Annotated in this window: 18 protein-coding genes; 10 read left to right on the forward strand and 8 right to left on the reverse strand. The window is 71.2% G+C overall.

From position 1 onward, the window contains the following. Positions 1–3: 3 nt before the first annotated feature. The gene (locus BZB76_RS06360) at positions 4–1,296 is read left to right on the forward strand and encodes an NAD(P)-binding domain-containing protein (protein ID WP_121433292.1); all 1,293 of its coding nucleotides are present in this window, start codon (positions 4–6) and stop codon (positions 1,294–1,296) included. A 65-nt stretch (positions 1,297–1,361) separates the two neighbouring features. Here BZB76_RS06360 and BZB76_RS06365 read toward each other — a convergent pair whose 3' ends face one another. Next, a complete protein-coding gene (locus BZB76_RS06365; RefSeq protein ID WP_121433293.1) occupies positions 1,362–1,604 on the reverse strand; it encodes a hypothetical protein in 243 nt (80 codons plus the stop codon). 308 nt (positions 1,605–1,912) lie between these two features. Here BZB76_RS06365 and BZB76_RS06370 point away from each other — a divergent pair, with 308 nt between their 5' ends. The 3 genes from BZB76_RS06370 (at position 1,913) to BZB76_RS06380 (ending at position 4,730) form a co-directional block, all read left to right on the forward strand. After that, positions 1,913–2,851 carry a hypothetical protein gene (locus BZB76_RS06370; RefSeq protein ID WP_121433294.1) on the forward strand — a complete coding sequence of 313 codons (939 nt, stop codon included), beginning with the start codon at positions 1,913–1,915 and terminating at the stop codon, positions 2,849–2,851. Positions 2,852–3,046: 195 nt separating this feature from the next. Further along, a complete protein-coding gene (locus BZB76_RS06375) occupies positions 3,047–4,054 on the forward strand; it encodes a chaplin family protein (RefSeq protein ID WP_170180524.1) in 1,008 nt (335 codons plus the stop codon). Positions 4,055–4,166: 112 nt separating this feature from the next. Then, entirely contained in the window at positions 4,167–4,730 is a 564-nt protein-coding gene (locus BZB76_RS06380; protein WP_121433296.1) for a class E sortase, read from the forward strand. Positions 4,731–4,810: 80 nt separating this feature from the next. Here BZB76_RS06380 and BZB76_RS06385 read toward each other — a convergent pair whose 3' ends face one another. Then, entirely contained in the window at positions 4,811–5,770 is a 960-nt protein-coding gene (locus BZB76_RS06385; protein WP_211342848.1) for a matrixin family metalloprotease, read from the reverse strand. A 434-nt stretch (positions 5,771–6,204) separates the two neighbouring features. On the opposite strand from BZB76_RS06385, the gene BZB76_RS06390 reads away from it, so the two are divergent. The 4 genes from BZB76_RS06390 (at position 6,205) to BZB76_RS06405 (ending at position 9,646) form a co-directional block, all read left to right on the forward strand. Then, positions 6,205–7,212 carry a PRC and DUF2382 domain-containing protein gene (locus BZB76_RS06390; protein ID WP_147449346.1) on the forward strand — a complete coding sequence of 336 codons (1,008 nt, stop codon included), beginning with the start codon at positions 6,205–6,207 and terminating at the stop codon, positions 7,210–7,212. Positions 7,213–7,410: 198 nt separating this feature from the next. Further along, on the forward strand, positions 7,411–8,250 hold the full coding sequence (locus BZB76_RS06395; RefSeq protein WP_246006775.1) for a patatin-like phospholipase family protein: 840 nt from the start codon (positions 7,411–7,413) through the stop codon (positions 8,248–8,250). A gap of 1 nt (position 8,251) precedes the next feature. After that, the gene (locus BZB76_RS06400) at positions 8,252–9,229 is read left to right on the forward strand and encodes a 1-acyl-sn-glycerol-3-phosphate acyltransferase (RefSeq protein WP_121433299.1); all 978 of its coding nucleotides are present in this window, start codon (positions 8,252–8,254) and stop codon (positions 9,227–9,229) included. A gap of 12 nt (positions 9,230–9,241) precedes the next feature. Further along, positions 9,242–9,646, forward strand: coding sequence for an RNA-binding S4 domain-containing protein (locus tag BZB76_RS06405; protein ID WP_121433300.1), 405 nt, complete (start codon positions 9,242–9,244; stop codon positions 9,644–9,646). Here BZB76_RS06405 and BZB76_RS06410 read toward each other — a convergent pair. Both BZB76_RS06410 and BZB76_RS06415 read right to left on the reverse strand, forming a co-directional pair. After that, entirely contained in the window at positions 9,621–10,970 is a 1,350-nt protein-coding gene (locus BZB76_RS06410; protein WP_121433301.1) for an HEXXH motif domain-containing protein, read from the reverse strand. The two genes, BZB76_RS06405 and BZB76_RS06410, sit on opposite strands and share 26 nt — an antisense overlap. 8 nt (positions 10,971–10,978) lie before the next feature. Beyond that, on the reverse strand, positions 10,979–12,250 hold the full coding sequence (locus BZB76_RS06415) for an FxsB family cyclophane-forming radical SAM/SPASM peptide maturase (protein ID WP_121433302.1): 1,272 nt from the start codon (positions 12,248–12,250) through the stop codon (positions 10,979–10,981). A 128-nt stretch (positions 12,251–12,378) separates the two neighbouring features. On the opposite strand from BZB76_RS06415, the gene fxsA reads away from it, so the two are divergent. Next, a complete protein-coding gene (gene fxsA / locus BZB76_RS06420) occupies positions 12,379–12,567 on the forward strand; it encodes an FxSxx-COOH cyclophane-containing RiPP peptide (protein ID WP_170180525.1) in 189 nt (62 codons plus the stop codon). Positions 12,568–12,600: 33 nt separating this feature from the next. Here fxsA and BZB76_RS06425 read toward each other — a convergent pair whose 3' ends face one another. The 4 genes from BZB76_RS06425 to BZB76_RS34155 form a co-directional block, all read right to left on the reverse strand. Continuing rightward, positions 12,601–13,515 carry a toll/interleukin-1 receptor domain-containing protein gene (locus BZB76_RS06425; RefSeq protein ID WP_170180526.1) on the reverse strand — a complete coding sequence of 305 codons (915 nt, stop codon included), beginning with the start codon at positions 13,513–13,515 and terminating at the stop codon, positions 12,601–12,603. Between the two features lie 26 nt (positions 13,516–13,541). After that, positions 13,542–14,615: a hypothetical protein gene (locus BZB76_RS06430; protein ID WP_121433305.1), complete on the reverse strand. Its 1,074-nt coding sequence runs from the start codon at positions 14,613–14,615 to the stop codon at positions 13,542–13,544. Between the two features lie 15 nt (positions 14,616–14,630). Further along, entirely contained in the window at positions 14,631–15,662 is a 1,032-nt protein-coding gene (locus BZB76_RS06435) for a toll/interleukin-1 receptor domain-containing protein (RefSeq protein ID WP_121433306.1), read from the reverse strand. Between the two features lie 363 nt (positions 15,663–16,025). Further along, positions 16,026–16,232, reverse strand: coding sequence for a hypothetical protein (locus BZB76_RS34155; RefSeq protein ID WP_147449347.1), 207 nt, complete (start codon positions 16,230–16,232; stop codon positions 16,026–16,028). Here BZB76_RS34155 and fxsT point away from each other — a divergent pair. Continuing rightward, a complete protein-coding gene (gene fxsT / locus BZB76_RS06440) occupies positions 16,221–19,949 on the forward strand; it encodes an FxSxx-COOH system tetratricopeptide repeat protein (protein ID WP_147449348.1) in 3,729 nt (1,242 codons plus the stop codon). The two genes, BZB76_RS34155 and fxsT, sit on opposite strands and share 12 nt — an antisense overlap. The last annotated feature ends 16 nt before the right edge of the window (positions 19,950–19,965 follow it).

A 19,965-nucleotide genomic window follows, 5' to 3' on the forward strand; every position in this document is an offset into this window, starting at 1 on the left:
AACATGAGCGACTCGGCTTGCGACGTCGTCATCGCGGGCGCCGGACCCTACGGGCTGTCCACCGCCGCCTACCTTCAGAACCTCGGTCTCCACGTCCGGATCATCGGACGACCGATGCGGTTCTGGGAGGAGAACATGCCGGAGGGCATGTACCTGAAGTCGGAGCCGTTCGCGTCCAATCTCGGCGCGCCGCAGCGCGGTATGGGCTTCACCGACCGGCACCCCGACTGGCGGCTCGGCCAGCCGATCCCCCTCGACACGTTCGTGGCCTACGGGCGATGGTTCGCGTCCGTGGTGATCCCCGGCACCGAGGACGCGCAGGTCCTGAACATCGAAGGCGCCCGCCGGGACGGCTATGTCGTCACGCTCTCCACGGGCGAGACGATCGCGACGCCGATCGTCGTGGTCGCCGTCGGTGTCGGACCGTTCGCCCACATTCCCGACGAGCTGACCGGGCTGCCGTCCTGGCTGGTGTCGCACAGCAGCGCCCACCGGGAACTCGGCCTGTTCGCGGGCAAGGAGGTCGCGGTGATCGGCGCCGGGCAGTCCGCGCTGGAGACGGCGGTGCTGCTCGCCGACGCGGGCGCGTACCCGCACCTCATCGCCCGCCGCGCCGAACTCGACTGGAACACGGTGCCCGAGGAGTCGCGGTCGCCGCTGGAGCTGCTGCGCGGCGGGCCCAGATCGGGGCTCGGGACCGGGTACCGGACGTGGCTGTGGGCGGAACGTCCCGGGCTCGTCCGGTATCTGCCGGGACGGACGCGGCGACGGATCGTCCGGGAGACGCTCCCGCCCGCGGGCGCCTGGTGGCTGCGTGACCGGCTCGACGACCGTGTCCGCGTCTCCACCGGTCGTTGCGTGGTGAAGGCGGCCGGACGGGACGACGGAGTCGCCCTCACCACCATCGACCAGGCCGGGCGCCGCCTCACGACGGAGGTGGAACACGCCATCGCCGCCACCGGATACGTCCCGGACCTCGAACGCCTCACGATGCTGTCAGCCGACCTGCGGGCCCGGATCGCCACCCACTCGGTGTCGCGGGACGCGGGAGGTCGTGGCATGGGGAGCCGGCGTGGTGCGCCGGTGCTCAGCCGGCACTTCGAGGCGTCGACGTCCGGCCTCTACTTCGCGGGCCTCGCCGCCGCGGCCACGTTCGGGCCCGTGATGCGGTTCGTGCACGGCGCCGACTTCGCGGCACGCCGGATCGCGCACCACATCATCCGCCGGGTACCGGCCGTGCGGGTGCCCGCGGGGCGGGTCGAGACCGTCCTCGAACCGGACGTCTCACCGCGGTGAAGATTCTTCCTCCACCGTGCGCGGGACGCGTTTGGCCCGGCGGGCACGGCCGAGCGGCCGGCCCGTCACTCCCAGGACGGACGGTACCGGCGGCGTTCCCGCTCGGCGCGGGCGGTGGCCAGAGCCCACTGGAAGCGGGAGTACAACGTCCAGGCGAACGTCCGGTGGCCCCGCCCACGAGTGCGCTGACCGGCGGGAACGCTGGACAGCACAATGAAGTGGATCTTCGGGCGCTCGGCGAACCTGCGGGGCGCGCAGCGGCGCCGCGCGGGACGCAGCCGCGCGATCGGGGACGCGGGGTCGGGCATCGCAGCTCCTCGGGAGGGCGGTCGTCGCAACCGCCCGTCGACCGAATGTAGCGCACTCGATACCGTCCGCCATGCGGCTCGTGAACTCCGGGTGAACATTCGATGTCCACGACTTCCTCGCTGATCACTAAAACCGTGAATTTCCGGCGAAACAGGCGCTCCGCTAAAGGCGCCTTCATGCCCCGGTAAATGATCCGCAGACATCCGGGGCGGGCGGACAATGGCTCCTTGATCGCGTGTTTCCCGGTGCTACGTTCGTGCCGACCGCCCCGCCTGGGGCATGGCCAGGGCAGAGGAGTGGACCGGGAATGGAGCCAGCACCGATCCGTGCCGGGGCGATTCGCCCCGACGGTCGGCCGCCGCGCGCCCCGGCCCCCGGCCCCGCCCGTTTCGTCGTCCGGCTCGTCGTCCGTCTCGCCGCCCTCGCGGGCCTCGCGTTCGCCGGGTGGGTGGCCTTCTCCGCACTTCACGGGACCGCCAACGCCGCGCAGCACGACGCGCCGGACCAGGACGCGGCGACCGCCGCGACCGCCGTGACCCGTCAGGTCGGCGCCGCCGGCCCGCTCTCCGCCGCCGAACGCGTGGCGGACCGGGCGATCGGTGACCGTCCCGTCCAGCGGCTCTCCGACCAGGTAGAGCAGATCGGGGACGAGCCGCTGCGGTACCTGCGGGAACGGCAGCGGGACGTCCTCGACGGCAAGGACCAGGTCGTCCGCGGTCTGGAGGAGTTGACCGACGCGGCGGGGGTTCCGCTCGTGCGGCTCCCGGACGTGCGGCGCACGCCCGTCGTGGGTGTCGTAAGCGGAGTCGTCCGTGACGATGTCGCGCCCGCGCCGTCCGTGGCGGCCGAGGCGCCGACCCGGCAGCACGAACGGTCGACGCAAGGGTCCGGCAAGGCCGCGTCGGATGATGTCGCGGGTGCGCGCGCCGACCTCGGTGCCGCCCTTTCCGGGACGTTCGCCGGTGACGCGGGCAGAACGAACCCCGGCGACTGCGCCGGATGCCGCGGCGACCGGCACGAAGACCAGCCCGGCGACCAGCCCGGCGACCAGCACGGCCCGGCGCTGCCCAAGGGCCAGAACGAGCGGGGCGGCGGCTCCGGCGGCGGGCACCAGCTCTCGCCGATCGCCGACCTGACCAGCGGCCGGTACCCGACGGTGCCCGCCGCGCTGGACCCGAACACGTTCCACCGCACGGCGCTGACGGACGTGTCCGCGCCCGGTGGCCCTTCCGTCGTCCCTGACTAGGACCCTCGTCCCCTGACCGGGGACGTCTCCCGGACGGCCCGCGCGATCTTCCGCGCCGCCCGTCCTCGCAGTTCCCACGATCTTTCCTCGATGAGCAACGGCCATGCCCGGCCGGTTGCCCACCGCGCCTCACCCGGACGGGTGCCGCGCGGCGATCACACCGAAAACGACGAACACGACAGGAGCAAGAACATCATGCGCTTGTGGACAAGGAACACCGGCCGCATCGCCCTCATGGCCGTGGGCGCCCTCGCCGCCGGAAGCGCCTTCGGGCCCGGGGCCGTCGCCGCGACGAAGACCGGCGGCATCGGAGCGCCCGGTGCCGCGATCGCCGAGCCGGCGGGCGGAGCCAGGGCCGACAACGCCCGCCACGGCGACGGCGGCGACATGAAGACCTCCGGGAACTTCTCCATCGGTGGCGGCAACCAGGTGCGCGTGCCGATCAGCATCCCGGTGAACGTCTGCGGCAACGCCATCGCGATCGCCGGGATCAGCAAGGCCAAGTGCAAGGGCGGCGCGAGCGTGTCGTCCCACCGCCGGGCCGGCCACGGCGGGGAGCGCTCCGCCTACCGCGTCGCGTCCGGCGGGGGCGGCGGTGACATGAAGACCTCCGGGATGTTCTCCATCCTCGGCGGCAACCAGATCCACTCGCCGATCAGCGTCCCGGTGAACGTCTGCGGCAACGCGGTCGCCGTCCTCGGCATCGCGGCGGCCAAGTGCAAGGGCGGGGCTTCGGTGAAGCGCCTCGCCTCCGGCGACCCGAACATGGAGACCTCGGGGATGTTCTCCGTCCTCGGCGGTAACCAGATCAACGCGCCGATCAGCGTCCCGGTGGACGTGTGCGGCAACGCGGTCGCCGTCCTCGGCATGGCGGAGGCGAAGTGCAAGGGCGGGGCGTCGGTCAAGAGCGAACAGCCCAAGCTGCCGCCCACGCTGCGGACGCCGCCGAAGAAGAAGCCGTACAAGCCGTCCAAGCACCGCCCCGGCGCCGGGCACACGAAGCTGCCGTCGACGATGCGGTCGCAGCAGAACTCGCGGCTGGCGCGTCCGGCCGCCATCGGCGCGGCGCCCGACTACCGGAAGGCGGACGGCCTGCCCGTCGTGCGGACCTTCCTGGAGTCGCTCAACCGGACCGCCCGGGTGCGCGGCGTGGACATCAAGCCCACGAAGGTCGGCAAGGTCGGCACCCAGGTCCTGAGGTGAACCGGCATCGGCGCGGGTGACGATCCGCCGCCGACATGACGCGGAGAAGGGGCGGCAGACGTGCCGCCCCTTCCCTTTCCGCCAGAACCCGAATCTCCGATGGAGGTGGACCATGCTCGATCGCAAGTCACTCCTCGCGGCGGCCGTCGCCGTCTGCTGCGCCCTGCCCGTGACCGTGACCGCCGTGCCGCACGCCCACGCCGACGCCCCGACGCAAGCTCAGACGCACGCCCGGACGCAAGCCCGGACGCGACTGCGGAACGGCGCGGTGATCGCTCATCTCTGGGTCAAGCGGATGCGGCTGAAGGTCAAGGTCAGGACGGGCGTGAGCGAGGCGGTGCTGCGGCGCGGCGTCGGGCACTATCCGGGAACGGCACGTCCGGGGCAAGAAGGCAACACGGTGCTTCTCGGCCACCGGACGACCTGGCTACGCCCGTTCAACCAGCTCGACAGGATGAGGCGCGGCGACCGGATCGTCCTGCGCGTCGGCCGCACGTCCTATGTCTACCGGGTGCGGAGCAGGCACGTCATCGACCCGCGGAACCGAAGCGTCCTCGAGCCGGTGCCGTTCCGGCCGCGCAGCGCCCCGCACGGCCGGTACGTCACTCTCATCAGCTGCACCCCGAAGGGCTCGGACCGGTGGCGGCTCGTCGTCGTCGGCACCCTCGACCGCTGAACTCCCGACACCACCGCTGTACGCGCCGACCTCGACGGGACGCGGACGCTGGGCGCCCGGTGCCCGATGCCGGCCGCCGCTCAGCGTCCGCCGTACAGGGCGAGCAGCCCGGCGTGGTCGCCCCGGCCGAGCGTGGCGGGCCCGCTGTCGCAGGCCGCGACGGACGGCGCCATCGTCAGGGCGGAGTGCCGCGACCCGGCGACGTGGGCCAGGCCGAACACATGCCCCGCCTCGTGCGTCGCGACCGCCTCGACCGAGAAGCCGCCGGGACGGCACGTCCCGCCGGTCCACCAACGCTTACCGTGCTGCTGGAGCGCCATGTCCGACTCCAGCGTCCGCGATCCGCTGTACCAGATGCAGGTCGCCGCGAGGATGTTGGCGTTCGCGCCGGTCATGGACCGCCACCCGAAGGTGTTGACGCGGTCCCGCTGAGCGCAGGTGGCGGTGTTGGTGACGTTGGGGCCGGTGGCCGACTGCCCGAGGTAGCGCGCGTCCACGTTCGGCGGCGGAGTGAACCGTCGCCGGCCCGTGCAGTCGGTGTTGCCGTTCACCATGTTGGCGACGCCCTCGGCGATGACGGAACTCGGCAGCCCGGTCGTGCCCGGGTGGTACCGCCACGGAACGGCGCTGCCCGTCGCCCATTTGCTGGGTTCGAGGCTGTACGTCCCGTCCTGGCACGCGTTCAGCGGCGCCTGTGCCGCGCGCGGCCTGCCCTGGGGCACATGCGCGCCCCGCATGGAGAGGATGATCTCGCCCGCGCGGCGGTTGAAGCGGACGGTCAGGGCGGAGGACCCGCCGGTGCGCAACGAGTGCGCGATCAGGGAACTTCCGTCGGTGGGGACGACCGCGGTGAGCCCGTCGGCACCGCGAACGGTCCGACCGCGCAGATCGCACTGGGCGATCCTGATCTTCTGTGGCATCGCGCGGATGGACAGCGTGCCGCCGGGCTTGCACCAGCCGGGCGGACGCCGGGGGCCGTTGTCGGCCGCCGTGGCGACTCCGCCCGCGGCCGTCAGCGCGCAGGCGAAAGCGGCGGTCATCACGGCCGGTACGACCCCTGCTCGGGCCGCGCGTGAGATTCCGTGCATATCAGTGCTCCGATGTGTGGGAACGTCCCTCCGCAGTCTTGCGCGTGCCGGGGAAAGAGAAACTGCCGCATTCTAAAATGATCACCATGGAGCGAGCGGCACCATTCATGAATGGGGGAGATGTGGGTGTATTGCCGAAATGATCGAGGTGTGTGTCGCCGGTCGGTGGTGTAATTCTTTCCTCAACCGGTCGTCATCATTTGGCAAACGCGTTTATCGATGGTCTGCACGGAAAAGCAGGGAGTAATCCGGCAACTCGGGATCAACAGAACAAGGCGTCGGTGTTCCCGGCGCCCGGTCGAGATACACCGCAACCGAGTGGCGGGCAGCCGCCTCCCCTCACCCCCCGCCGTCCGGGTGCGTTCACGGAAGCAGAGGTGTTCAACGTGGAGACGCAGACACAGGTGCGGGAACTCATGGGCATGAGCGTGACCGACGCCCACGGCACGAAGGTCGGCACGATCAAGCAGGTGTACCTCAACGACGACTCCGGGGCCCCGGAATGGGTGACGGTACATACCGGCTGGTTCGGGATGAGGGAGAGCTTCGTCCCCCTGGCCGGGACGCGCAAGAACGGGGACATGCTTCAGGTCCCCTACGACAAGGAGACCATCAAGGGCGCTCCCAACGTCGACGCGGACGAACACCTGTCGCACGCCCAGATCGTGGACCTCTACCGGCACTACGGCGTCCGTCCACCGGCCGGGCGCAGCACGGACACCGAGACCGCGGGTTCGCGCGGGAATCCCGAGGACCGCCGCATGTCCGGCGCCGAGGGCAAATCGTCCGAGAGTAAGACCGCCGACGGCAAAGCCGCCGAAAGCAGGGCGGCCGAGGGCTCCCGCGAGAAGTCGCCGGGCATGGCGGGCGCGGCCGGGACCGCGGGAATGGCGGGCACGGCCGGAATGGCCGTCCGACCGGACAAGAACAAGCGAGGGCAGGCGACACCGTCTCAGGCGCCGAGAGAGGGCGCGGAGCCGATGGCCGAACTGACCCGGTCCGAGGAGCGGATGCGCGTCAGCACCGAGCGGAACGAGGCGGGACGCGTCCACGTGCACAAGTGGATCGAGACGGAGCTGGTCGAGCGGACGGTCCCCCTCAGCCACGAGGAGATCAGGATCGACCGCGAGCCGATCACGGGCGGTAGGCCGAGCCCCGAGGTGACCATCTCCGAGGACGATCTGGAGATCATCCTCTATGAGGAGCGGCCGGTCATCGCCAAGGAGACCGTTCCGGTCGAGCGGGTCCGGGTCCGGACCGAGCAGGTCCAGGACGAGGAGACCATTCGCGGCGAACTCCGCAAGGAGCGCATCGAGGTCACCCGCGACGACGCCCGGCCCGGGGGTCCGTCCGGATCCGAGCGTCGCGAGGAGCGTGGTCGCCCTTCCAGGTGACCGGATCCGGGTCGACGCGCGACCACGCACGGCGCCACGGCGGAAGTGCCATCCCGGATGGCGGCGCCGCCCGGCCGGGCCGAACTCACCCGCCGCCCCGGCCGGGCGCCCGCCTTATGACGGACGCCGGACTCGTCCGTTTATCGTCGTCCGCGACGGAGAGGCTTCTCTCAGACCCGTGAGAGGAGGCCCGGACGCGTGGAACGGGAACCTCGGGTCGCGTTCGTGCTCGGCGGCGGCGGTGTCCTCGGCGCGCACGAGGTCGGCATGTTGCGGGCTCTGGAGGAGAGCGGCATCAGACCCGACCTGGTCGTCGGTACGTCGATCGGCGCGCTGAACGGCGTGTTCGTCGCCGCGGAGCCCGGGGACGCGGCGATCGAACGGCTCACCGGCCTGTGGTCGAACGACTCCGCCCGCTCCGTGTTCGGCGCGAACGTCATGGCGCGGTTGTGGACGCTCGCCCGCTCCGGCACCCACCTGCACTCGAACGAACCGCTCCGCCGGATGCTGGACGAACTGCTTCCCGTCCGGACGTTCGAGGAACTGGCCGTCCCGTTCCAGTGCGTCGCCGCCGGGATCGAGACGGCGATGGCGCACTGGTTCACCGAGGGACCGCTGATCCCGGCGGTGCTGGCCTCGTCCGCCGCGCCGGGGCTGCTGCCGCCCGTCCCGATCGGCGACCGGCACTACGTCGACGGCGGGCTCGTCCACAGCATCCCGGTCGGACGCGCCGTCATGCTCGGCGCCACCACCATCTACGTCCTGCACGTCGGACGCATCGAGCGGGACCTGCCGCCGCCGCGCCGCCCCTGGGAGGTCGGCCTCATCGCGTTCGAGATCGCGCGACGGCACCGCTTCTTCGAGGAGATGGCGAACCTCCCGGACGACCTCACCGTGCACGTCCTCCCGGCGGGCGCCCGTCCGCAGAAGGCGGGCGTCGACCTCGCGCAGATGCGGTACCGGAACGCCACGGGCATCGCCGCGCACATCGAACGCGCCTACGAGGCATCCTTGACCTACCTCAAGGAACGAGCGTGACATGCCCCTGCCGCCCCCCATCGTCCGTCGCGTGCTGCTCACGCCGCTGCTGTTCGCCCTGACCCTGCTGATCGTCGTGCTGTTCCCGGTCGTCCAGCCGGTCGCGACACTCGCCGGACGCGACCGCCGCCGCGCCGCCCGGCTGCTCTGGTTCGCGCTGGCGTGGGGTACGCGGGAGTCGGTCGCCGTCCTGGAACTCGGCCGGCTGTGGGTCCGGCGCCGCACCCACGACGACCGGCACTACGACGTGATCCGCCGCTATGTCGGCGCCCTGTACTCGGTCGCGGAACGGCGGCTCGGCCTGCGCATCGTGATCGACGGACCCGGGACCGGTACGGCGCCGGACGGCGACCGCCCGTTGATCGTCCTCAGCCGCCACGCGGGCCCGGGGGACGCGCTCCTCCTCGTCCACCACCTGCTCACCGACTACCGGCGGCGACCCCGCGTCGTCATGAAGGCGCAACTGCAACTCGACCCGTGCATCGACATCGCCGCGAACCGCCTGCCGAACGCGTTCGTCACCCCGGGCGGCGGCGCCGTCGACGACATCGCCCGTCTCGCCGACGATCTCGGCCCCCGCGACGCGCTCGTCATCTTCCCCGAGGGCGGCAACTTCACCCCGCGACGGCGGCGGCGCGCGATCCGGCGGCTGACCCGCCTCCAGCGGCGGGACGAGGCGGAACGCGCGGCCGCGATGCGGAACGTGATGCCGCCGCGGCCCGGCGGGGTCCTCGCCGCGCTCGACTCCGCCCCGACCGCCGACGTCGTGTTCGTCGCGCACACCGGCCTCGACCACATGGCCACGGTCGGTGACGTCTGGCGCCGTGTCCCCCTCACCGAACCCGTCCGCGCCCGCTGGTGGCGGATCCCCGCCGAGGACGTCCCCGACGGCCGCGACGCCCGCACCGACTGGCTGTACACGCAGTGGGAACGCGCCGACGCCTGGATCACCGCCAACCGCGCACCCGTCCCCGAGTGACATCATGGACGTATGGGCGACGAGGGGACGGTGCGGGTCGACCTGTGGATCTGGTCGGTGCGCCTGCTGAAGACCCGTTCGATGGCGACGACCGCCTGCCGCGCGGGGCATGTCCGCGTGAACGACGAACGCGCCAAACCGTCCACCACGGTGAAGCCCGGTGACGAGGTCCGGCTCCGCCATGATGGACGGGAACGGATCGTCGTCGTGAAGCGGATCATCCGCAAACGGGTCGGAGCGCCCACCGCGCAGGAATGCCTCATCGACAAGAGCCCGCCTCCGCCGCCGCCCGAGGCCCTCATCCCGGTCGGTCGCCGGGAGCGCGGCGCGGGCCGTCCCACCAAACGGGACCGCCGCGAGCTGGAACGCATCCTCGACCGCTACCGCGTCCTCAACGAACCACCCGCGCAGGACTGACCGCCCCGGCTCCGGCGCGCGGGCGGCCGTTGCGCCGCGTCCAGCAGGCACGGTGCCGCGCGGCCTTGCGGGACGCCGACCGCATCGCCTTGGCGGGCACCGGTTCGCGCGCCCACCGGCGCAGGGTGCCGGCCATGCCATGGACGAAGTCGACACCGGCCGGGGTCAGGCCGTCACCCCGCAGCAGGCTGTCGCACGCCCACAGAGCCGCCGCCCGCCAGCGTTCGAACTCGGTGTGCGCGTGCATGTCGCCGGGCGTCCACCCGCGCTCGCGCCGCCAGAACGCGGCGACGCCGAGGTGCGCGTACGTGCCCTGAAGCAGCCCGTACACGGGACGGGGATCGTTCCGCCACGGAGCGTAGTACAGCCGGTCATGGCCGGGACGGATCATCGGGACCGCCTCGAGCAGCGCGGCCAGCTTGATGTGCTGTGTCTCGTGGGCCAGGACGAGGGCCAGCGCGCGGGCGTCGGAGGTCGCGGAGAACCCGATGGTGCCGTGCGCCGCGCGGGAACTGGCGCTGGTCCGCCCGGTGCCGGGGTCGGCGAGGGGCGTCACCACCCGGACGACCACGCTCACCTCCTCGGCCACGGCTCGGTGGCGGCCGACCAGATGGTGCCAGGCGGCCGAGAGATCTTCGGCCCAGCACCGCAGTTCGGACCCCGGGAGCCGGTCGCGCAGCGCGCCGCCGGGCAGCCGGTACGGGTCGAGGTCGTCGATCAGGACGTCCAGCGACAGCCCCGCCGAGGACACCGAGACGCGCCGCAGCCCGAGCCAGCCCGGCGCGTCGGTGCGCGCGTCGGCGGGCACCTCGACCCGGGTACCGGGGGCCTCGACCACCGCGCGACCGTCCGCGACACGCACCGTCGCGGACATGGCGGGCCGGTCGAGGACGGCGGCGCCCAGCGACGGCAACATGACCGTCGTGCCCCTGACCGGCACGGTGACGGTCGCGTCGTGACCGGCGCGGATCGCCGTGGCCGCGGCGACCGTGGCGAGCTGCTCCAAGGCGCCGGCCGAACCGCCACGGCGGGCGTCCCGGATCGATCGGGCCGCCCATGCGCCGACCGCCGGATGCCGGAGCACCCGGCGGGCCTCCTCCGGGTGGGCGGCGTCCAGATCGGCGAGCATCCGGTAGGCGTGCCGGACCCGGTCGGCCGTCCCCGGGTCGCCGGACGAACGCGCCTGCTCCGCCACCGCGCGCACGAGAAGCAGATGCCGGCTCGTCTGGATGTCGTCCAGCATCCGCGTCGCCGGAATTCCCCCCGCACCCCTGGCCAGTTCCCGCAGGAGATGGGCGGGCGGCCGGTGGTAGAAAACGTCCATGTCAGCTCTCACTTCGCGGCCATTCCGGACAGGTCGGCGGCGAGCCTGGATCGGATGTGCAGAATGAGTTCGCGAAGGTCCGGGCAGAACACCGAGGGATTGTCGAAGCCGTTCGATTCGCGGTAGCGGTGCGCGTAATGGCCGCCACCGCACACATCGCGGACGGGACATGACAGGCATGTCTGGCACAACGCCCGCAAGCCGATTTGTCGGGCCGCCATGAACGGTGACAGCAGCACCGAGTCGAAGGAATCCCGGAACACGTGCCCCCCGGTCTCCGGCGCACCGGGAAACGCGGACTTCAGGATGTCGGACTGCTCGATCGCCCCATCCGTCTCCACGACGACCATGCCGACCGGTGAGACCCCGACCGCCTCACTCGTGGACGCCCCACCGAGCAGCAGGTGCAGGATCTCCTGGAACAGCCGGACGCCGGTCTCCCGTCTTGGCGCGTCGTACCAGCGGTCGAACACCGTGGCCAACCAGTCGCCGTAGGGCGTGGCCGTGGAGCCGTCCCGCCGTCCCGGTGGCGGCTCGGACCAGTTCGCGTGCGGCAGCAGCAGATCGACGACGGGTGGGCCGTACCGCAGCAGGGCCTCGTAGGTCTCCACCGGGTCGTTGCGGAGGTCGACCGTGCACAGCAGCCCGGCGAACAGATGCCGGTACCGGTCGGAGGTGAGCCGTTCGAGCGCGGTGTGGACGGCGGCGTGACTGCCTCGCCCGTCGGGGCGGCGCCGGTGGCGGTCGTGCGCGGCGGCGGTGCCGTCGAGGCTCACCCCGACCCGCACGTCGAGCGCGTCGAAGAGGCGCAGTTCCTCCTCGCCCAGCCGGACGGCGTTGGTCTGGACGATGGCACGGACCCGGTCGCGACCGTCCGGGCCGGAACCAGCGGCCCTCCGCACCGCCTCGCGCGTCGTGCGGACGGTGTCTCCGATAAGGCCGGTCCCGGCCAGCAGGGGTTCGCCGCCGTGCAGGATGAGCGCGACGGACGGGAGGTCGTGCTCCCGGACGTGCTCGGCGATGCGCTCTGCCGTACGGGCGAGCACCATCGGCGCCATCCGGTGCGGGCGCCCGCGCCAGCTCTGGTCGCTCATCCGGTAGACGTAGCAGTGGTCGCACGCCAGATCGCACCGACTGGCGATCTTGAGGACGAACTGCCGGAACGGGGTCGGCCGCCAGCCGTCGGCCAGGAGCGCGGCCACGTCCGGCTCCGCCGGGCGGCCCGGCCGCGGCGGGCGCACGGTGGCACCGGCTTCGATGAAAGCCGCTTCCTCGCTCATGCGCACCCCGGCTTCCGGTACGGCCGTCTTCCGGGGCCGACCCGGTACGGCCCGAACGGGCGTCCTTTAAGCCGATGTCATCGCCCCGTCCTTCCCGGCAAAATAACATCTTCTCTGGAGGTGTTTCCATGGCCGATACCGGAGTGGACCGCGCCGATCAGTTGCCGGATGTCAGCGCCATCCCCTTGCACGCCCTCGACGATCTCGAAGAATCCGCCCTGGGGCGCGCACTGCACCGGATATTTGTGTCACTCGACACAGAACAGGCCGAGGCGATCGCCGGTTTCCAGTCTGTGATCGATGAAGACTTGAAATGAACATGCCAATGACCGAATCCGGTCGAGCCATGATCAAGGGTGACGCAGCTCTTTGATCTGCCGGACGAGTTCGGTCACGCGTGGCAACGCGGGATCGTTGTACGCCGAGATCTCCAGGGTGGCCGTCATCTCGTCCAGCATGGCCGCGTCCGGATGCCGGATCGCGCGCCGCACCACCGCGGCCAGCATCACCATGGACGATCCGTCCCTGATGTCGAGCGGCCCGAGCCGGATCTCCATCTCCTTGATCCAGTCGTGGATTCCCCCCGAGTTCCGGAGCGGCTCCACCATGTACAGCGCCCGGACGAGACGCGCCCGCAGCTCCGCCGGGACCGTTCCGCGAGGTGGAAGCGGCAGCGGAGGCGGCGACGCCGACGAGGTCGCGTCGCCGAACGCGGGCCGCACGGCGACGGCCTCGGCCCGGTCGAGCGGAGGCAGGGCCGCCCGGTCGGCCTCGACGATCCATCCGGCGATCGTCTTGAGCGCCTGGAGGTAGGGCTTGCCGCCGACGCGTTTGAGGTCGATCAGCAGGTCGTCGCCGAGGCTGCGGTGGGCGTTCTGCAAGCGGGCGATCACCTCGGGCTGGTCCGTGTCCGCCGACCAGCGCAGCGGTATCAGGCACCGGGCGGGCTCGGCGTCCGGGTCGGTGGACACGCGGCCGATCCGCTCGGCGAAGATCCCCCATTCCCGTCCGCACCAGCCGCTCTTGCCGTAGTCGGTGGACAGTAACGCGATCATCGAACGCGCGGTGCGGGCCCGGTCGATGAGCACCGTCTTCCAGTCGTCGCCGGGATACACGCCCTCGCGGTCAAGGAATCCGACGTTCTTTCGGTCACGACCGAGCAGCAGCCGCACCTCCACATCGAGATCGTCGAAGAACTCGGCGACCAGGTTCTCATCGACATGGCGCGAGTAACTGAGGAAGAAGGCATAGGGGGTATCGGACATCGGCATCCTTCCGGGGTCGCCGGCCGTCAAGGGAATTGGATCTCTTTCATGGCGCTGATGAGTTCGTCCACTTTGGGGAGTGCGGGATCATTATTGGCCAGGATCCGCAGCGCGGCGGGGATTTCGTCGATAATCGAGGGGTCGGGGTGCCGCAGGCTCCGGCGGATGAGTTTGCTCAGTCTCACCCGGATATGGGATCCCGAGGTGTCGATCGCCCCGACCTGATCTTCGATGTTCTTGATCCATTCATCGAAATCGGTGGTCAGCACCTCGACCTCGCGCAGCGCGTCGATGAGTTGCTCCCGCAGCGACGAACTCACGATCCGGCATGGGTCCTGTTCACCGGTGTCGGGGGAACGCGGTCGCGGCACCGAAACGGGTGCAGGTGCCGGTGTGGGCGGGTCCGGTGTGAACAGGCCCGGTGCGGGCGTGGCCGTCGAGCGACCGATGTCGATCAGGGCGAGGCAGGCGTCGATGTCGAGGTCCGGGTTCTCCAGCAGCAGATCGCCCACCTCGCTGAGGAGCGCGGGCCGGTGGCCGAGCGCGTCGGCGAGCCGGGTGGCCTGGGCCGGGTTCAGCATGGGGGCCTTCCCCGTCAGCAGCAGCACGGACTCCGCGGGGTTCAGCGGCCCCAGCGGGTACGGGCGGACGCCGTCGGCGTCCCCACATCCGTCCGCGCAGGTGATCAGCACGTGCCCCCGCCCGCCGGGCAGATGGCCGTCCAGTTCCCCGGGCGTGCCGACTCCGTCGTAGACGGTCAGCCAGGACGGGTCCGGCGTGACCGCCGGGCCGGTCTTCTGCCGGAGGGAGTCCCACTGGGCGCCCAGGCCGGTCGGCGCGCGGGCGTCGAACCACCAGATCACCTCGTAGCGCTGCCCGAACCGGTGGCAGTACTCCAGCGCGAACGCGCTCTTGCCCGACCGCTCCAGCCCCTCCGCGTCGGTGATCACCAGGGGCCGGTCCCGCAGCAGCTCGCTGACCTCTTCGAGCGCGTCGTCGCGGCCGGCGAAGCGCGGGTCGCGCGGGCCGCGGTTGCAGACGGGCGGCGGGACGCCCGGAGCGCGGATACGCTCCGGTACGGACGGCAGTTGCGGGGTCATGAGATTTCGGACCGGTCAGGCGGAACGCCGTCGGACCGCGTCCAGGAACATCCTGATCACGGTCTCGTCGAGCCCGGACATGCGGATGACGCGCCCGCTCAGCCCGCCCGGCAGCGGACCGCTGTCGACCTGGACCGGAATGACGGGCGCGCCCTCGTCCGGAGAACCGGTCAGCTCCTCCTCGAAGTCGACGTTGCCCTCGGGGACGAGGGCCGCCATGTGCGGGGCGACGAAGTTCTGGGAGAGCACGGTGACGACGCGTTCGGCGCTGTGCCGGGCCCTGGCGACCGCCTCGCTCAGGCGCTCGGCCAGACCCGCGTTCCAACGCACCAGTTCGACCTCGTAGTCGTGGGACTGCAACAGTTGACGCAGATAGTCGGCCCAGGGCTGGTCCGCGCCGACATAGTTGATCGCAACGGTGCGCGGGGGCGCGTCCGGTTCGGTCGACCGTGGCGCCGACGCCTGCGCGGTGACCGGAACCCGCGATCCGAAGGCCGCTCCGAAGGCCGGTCGGACGGTCGCCGCCGTGGCCTCGTCCAGCGGTGCGAGCCCCGCCCGCCCGGCGTCCAGGACGCCGGCCGCGACCGCGCTCACGACCGCGTAGTAGCCGCCCGCCCCGTCGAGTTCCCGGGTGCGCATGAGGTGGAGAAGCCCGCATGTGGCGTAGGGCTCGGCGTCGATCCGCGTCCAGAAACCGGGCATCGGCCGGACGGCGTCGGGCGGTTCCGTCTCGACGTCCAGCGGCTTCCACCAGCGGACGGGGATCAGACAGCGATCGCGCTCCCGTGGGGCGCCCGCCACCCGTTCGGTGAAGATCGCCCATTCATGGCCGCAGCGCAGGTCGCGAAAGTGGGTGGGGGAGATGAGCGACACCAGTGCCGGAGCCCGCGCGGCCGCCGGAACGGAGTCGCCACCCGGTTCGATCAGGATGCCCTCGATGAACGGGCCGAGCCGACCGCGAATCTCGTTTTCGAGATCATTGTGGAAACGGCGGACCCAGGCCCGGTCCTCGCCTCCGGCGTAGCTGGTGAGGAAGTGAGTCTTCACGTCACCTCGCAGTCCACGAACGGGCACGCCTGGAGTGTCCGGGGTGGAGGGCCGGGGGCGGCCGTTCACTCAACACGACCATCGTAAGGGACCGGCCGTCTTCCGGCGGGAAAACAGGTCAAGACATCGCCTGCGACAGTGAACACAAACCATTACCTCACATCGCGGGCCGCAAACGTAGACAGTCGGCCGACTGTGGCCAGAGAGTGATCTGTTTTGGATGGCCGAAATCGGGCGCAACCCGACCGTTTACCGGGATGACCGTTGCAGGTGAACAGCGACGCTGCCTGGATATATGATGCCTATCACCAGCTTTTCAGAACCGTTGTGCACTTGGGGCCCAGGGCGGGGGCGAAGGTGACGTCAGATAAGAAAGAGCCGCGCGCGACGAAGCCCCCGGCGAAGATCGTCGGCTTCCATGGAAGCCAGGCGGGAATCGGATGTTCCTTCGCGCTGGCGAACGTGGCATGGATTTTGTCCAATGCCGGTAAGGATGTCCTGATCGTCGATGGCGCCATCGGGGATCAGTTGCCCGTCGTGGACCAGTACCTCGCGAAGTTGTTCGCGCACGAGGACGTTCCCGGCCGGCAGGAGGGCCTGCTGGACGTCCTGCGCGACTACCAGCGGGCCCACGCGGAACAGGGCCGGCACAGCCTCGCCCCGGACCTCGACGCGCTCTGGCGCGACCACGGTGTCCGCGATCATCACATCGTCACGCTCGGCTGGCCCACCGCCGGCATCGACACCGGCCTGACCGGAAAACTCTCCCACCTCGGTTCCGGCAAGCGGGACACCAGGACCTACTGGCCCGAGGCCGAGCGGTTCGCCTGGGACGACTTCGCCGAGAGCAGGCACGGCCACCATTTCCTCACCGCGCTGCGCGCCCGACTGCGCGACAGCGGATACGACTACGTCCTGATCGACAACCTTCCGGGCCGGGCGACCCTCGCGCGCCTGTGCGTGGTCCATCTCGCCGACGTGCTGGTGGCCTGCTTCCGGCTCGGTTTCCCCGAGACGATCGGCGACGGGGCCGGGCTGGCCCACGACCTGCGGAGCCGTACGGAAGGGTCCGGCAAGGGCACCGTCCGGGTGCTGCCGGTGCCGATGGGCGACGACCGCACGTCCACCCACGACGTCAAACGCCTCGCCCACAACCTCTACCGGAAGCTGCTGGACGAACCCGACGAGAACGCGCGGGAGCGTTACTGGGGCAGGGTCACGGTGCCCGTCTCGCCCGTCCTCGCGAGCCTGCCCGTCATCTCCGCCATCGCCGAGAGCCCCTACGAGGAGGGGACGACGCTGAAGGCGTTCGAGGCGCTGACGCAGGCCATCACCGAGGACGACTCCATCAGGTTGAAGCCGCTGCCCGAGGCGGACCGGCTCAAGCTGTGGCGGCTGATGACCTCCCAGCCCACGAACGTCGGCTTCGACCTGGAGATCGTCTCCTGCGGGGCGGACGCCCCCTGGGCCGAGTGGATCGCGGCGGTCCTGACGCGCGCCGGAGTGAAGGTCCGGATCGGGCCGGGCGACGCCCCGGTCGACACCAGCGTCCTGCTGCTGTCGCCGCGCCTGCAGAAGGCCCCGGAACTCGAAACGGCCATCGCGCTGATCGCGGACCAGCATTCGACCGGCGGCGTCGGCCACCGGCTGGTCGGCATCCGGGTCAGCGAGGGTCCGACGAGCGAGGTGCTGCGCTCGGCCGTCAACATCGACCTGGTGCCGCACGGCGACGACGAGGACGGCGTCCGCCGTTACCTGCTCAGGTACTTCAGCTTCCTGGAGCAGGTCGTGCCGGTCGCCGAGCGGCTTCCGGCGATGCCGCGGTTCCCGAGGCGGGTCCCCCGGGTCCGCAAGGTCAGCGCGCCGCAGCGGGTCTTCGTCGGGCGCACCGACGTCCTGGCCGACCTGCGCGTGAAGCTTCGCGACGGCCGGGGCAGCGGGCGACCCGTCGTGCTGACCGGCCCCAGCGGCATCGGCAAGTCCAGCATCGCGGCGGAGTACGCCGCCCGGTTCGCCTGTGACTACGACCTGATCTGGTGGATCGGCGCGAAGGAGGTGCGCCAGGCGCGGGCCGAGCTGGCGCGGCTGCTTCCCCGCCTGAAGATCGACGCGGACGCCACGGCGCACGACGCCGTCGCGGTGGCGCTGGACGCGCTGAGCGAGGGCGACCACGGCCCATGGCTGCTGATCTACGACGCGGCCGACGATCCGACCGAGCTGGCCGATCTGTTCCCCGCAGGTGGACCCGGGGACCTCCTCGTGACCTCCCAGAATCCGGGCTGGGCGGCCGAGCACGTCCACATCCGGGTCGAGCAGTTCGACCGCGCCGAAAGCATCGAACTCTTCCTGGAGCGCGTCGGGCGCGGCCTCGTCACCGGGGGCCGGGTCGAGCGGGTCGCCGAACGGCTCGGGGACCACCCGCACTCCGTCGACAAGGCGGGCGGCTGGGTCGCCGAAAGGCTGGCCAACGCGCGGGACAAGGACGGGCTGGTTCTCGAACACTCCCCGGACGCGCTGGTCGACCAGTACCTCAAGGCGCTAGACGCCATCCCGGGCGCGGAGGGGGAGACGACCGCCGAGCGCACCGCCGAGCTGGCACTGGAGCGGTTGGCGCGTGAGCTGGCGGGGGCGGTGTGGTTGCTGCGGGTCTGCACGTACCTGTCGTCCGACGGCGTGGCCATGGAGCTGATCCGCTCCGCCGCGATGCGGGAGGAGATCAGCCAGCGCGATCCGAACGTGGGCGAGGACCTCACCGTCGACGAGGTCGTGCAGATGATCAAACGGTTCTCGCTCGCCCGGGTCGACCAGCAGCTCGACCGGCTCTGCGTCCACCAGCACACCCTGCGAACCCTCCGCGCCGGGATGTCGGACGCCGAGCGGGCCGAGGCCAGGGCCTCGGCGCAGCTCGTGCTGGCCGCGTTCATGCCGGGCGAGGACGCGACCGGTCCCGTCCGGGAGCGGCGGCACGAGGAGCTGCAGCGCCATGTGGTGGCCTGCGAACTCGGCGACACGGCCGACGCGCCCCGTCCCGTCCGCGCCTGGGCCGTCGACCAGGTCAGGTACCTCTACCTGAACAACGACCTGCGGGTCGCGGTCGACCTCGCCGAACGGCTGCGGGACCGCTGGACGAAGGACTTCGGCGAGAGCGACCGGTACCGGCTGGAACTGCTCGTCCAGCTCGCCAACGCGCTGCGCGGGCTCGGCGAGTACCAGCAGGCCAGGAAGTGGGACGACCGGGCCGCCGAACTGCACGCGGAGGCGCTGCGGTCGAACCGTCTGCTCGGCCTGAAGATCAAGCGCAGCCTAGCCGCCGACATGCGCGCCGAGGGGAAGTTCACCGAGGCCCGGCGGTTGGACGACCGGACGCTGGCCGAGTTCAGGGAACGACTCGGCGACGAGCATCCCGACACCCTCCGGGCCGCCAACAACCTCGCGCTCGTGTTCCTGCTGACCGGCGCCACGGAAGCGGCCATCGACCTGGATCGCATCACCCACGAGACCCGCGTGCGGGTCCTCGGCGAGCAGGCTCCCGATACCTGGCACTCGCTGGTCAGAATCGGTATCGACTACCGGGAGCTGGGCGACTACGGCAACGCCCAGAGCACCCTGAAGAGGGCGCTGGACGGGCTGAGCGCCGGCACCGGAGGCGATTCCCCCACGGCGTTGCGGGCCGCCCAGGCGCTTGCGGTGACCCTCCGCCTCAGGGACGACCCGGAGGCCGCGTGGGAGCTCATGACCAAGACCTGGCAGGCGGCCGAGTTCCGCTACGGTCGGCAGCACCCGGAGACCCTGTCCTGCGCGGTCAGCGTCGCGGCCACCCACGCCGCTCTCGGCCGGTACGAGGAGGCGCTCGACCAGGGCCGCCGCAACCTCGACCTCGCCCGGCAGATCTTCGGCGACGCGCATCCGTTCACGCGGGCCTGCGAGGCCAACCTCGCCGTCTACGCGCGTCGCGCCGGCCTGCTGGAGGAGGCCCTCCGGGTCGGCGAGGCGGCATGGCGGGCGTTGAGCGACCCCGACACCGGCGTCGGCCCGGCGCATCCCTTCGCGCTCGCCGCCGAGATCGGCCACGCCAACACCCTGGCCGCGGCGGGCGACCCCGAGGCGGCGGCCGAACACGAGAAGCACGCCTTCGACAGCTACCGGGAGCGACTGGCCGAGGGGCATCCCCTGCGCGGGATCGCCTACACCAACCTGCAGGTATCCGAACATGCGAAGAGCGGGGCCGACAACGGTATGGACGCCGGTCTCCGCAAGGACATCGACATTGAGATTCCGTCGACGTGAGCGAGCCTCCCGTCGA

This window comes from Actinomadura pelletieri DSM 43383 (assembly GCF_003634705.1).
Classification (GTDB): domain Bacteria; phylum Actinomycetota; class Actinomycetes; order Streptosporangiales; family Streptosporangiaceae; genus Spirillospora; species Spirillospora pelletieri.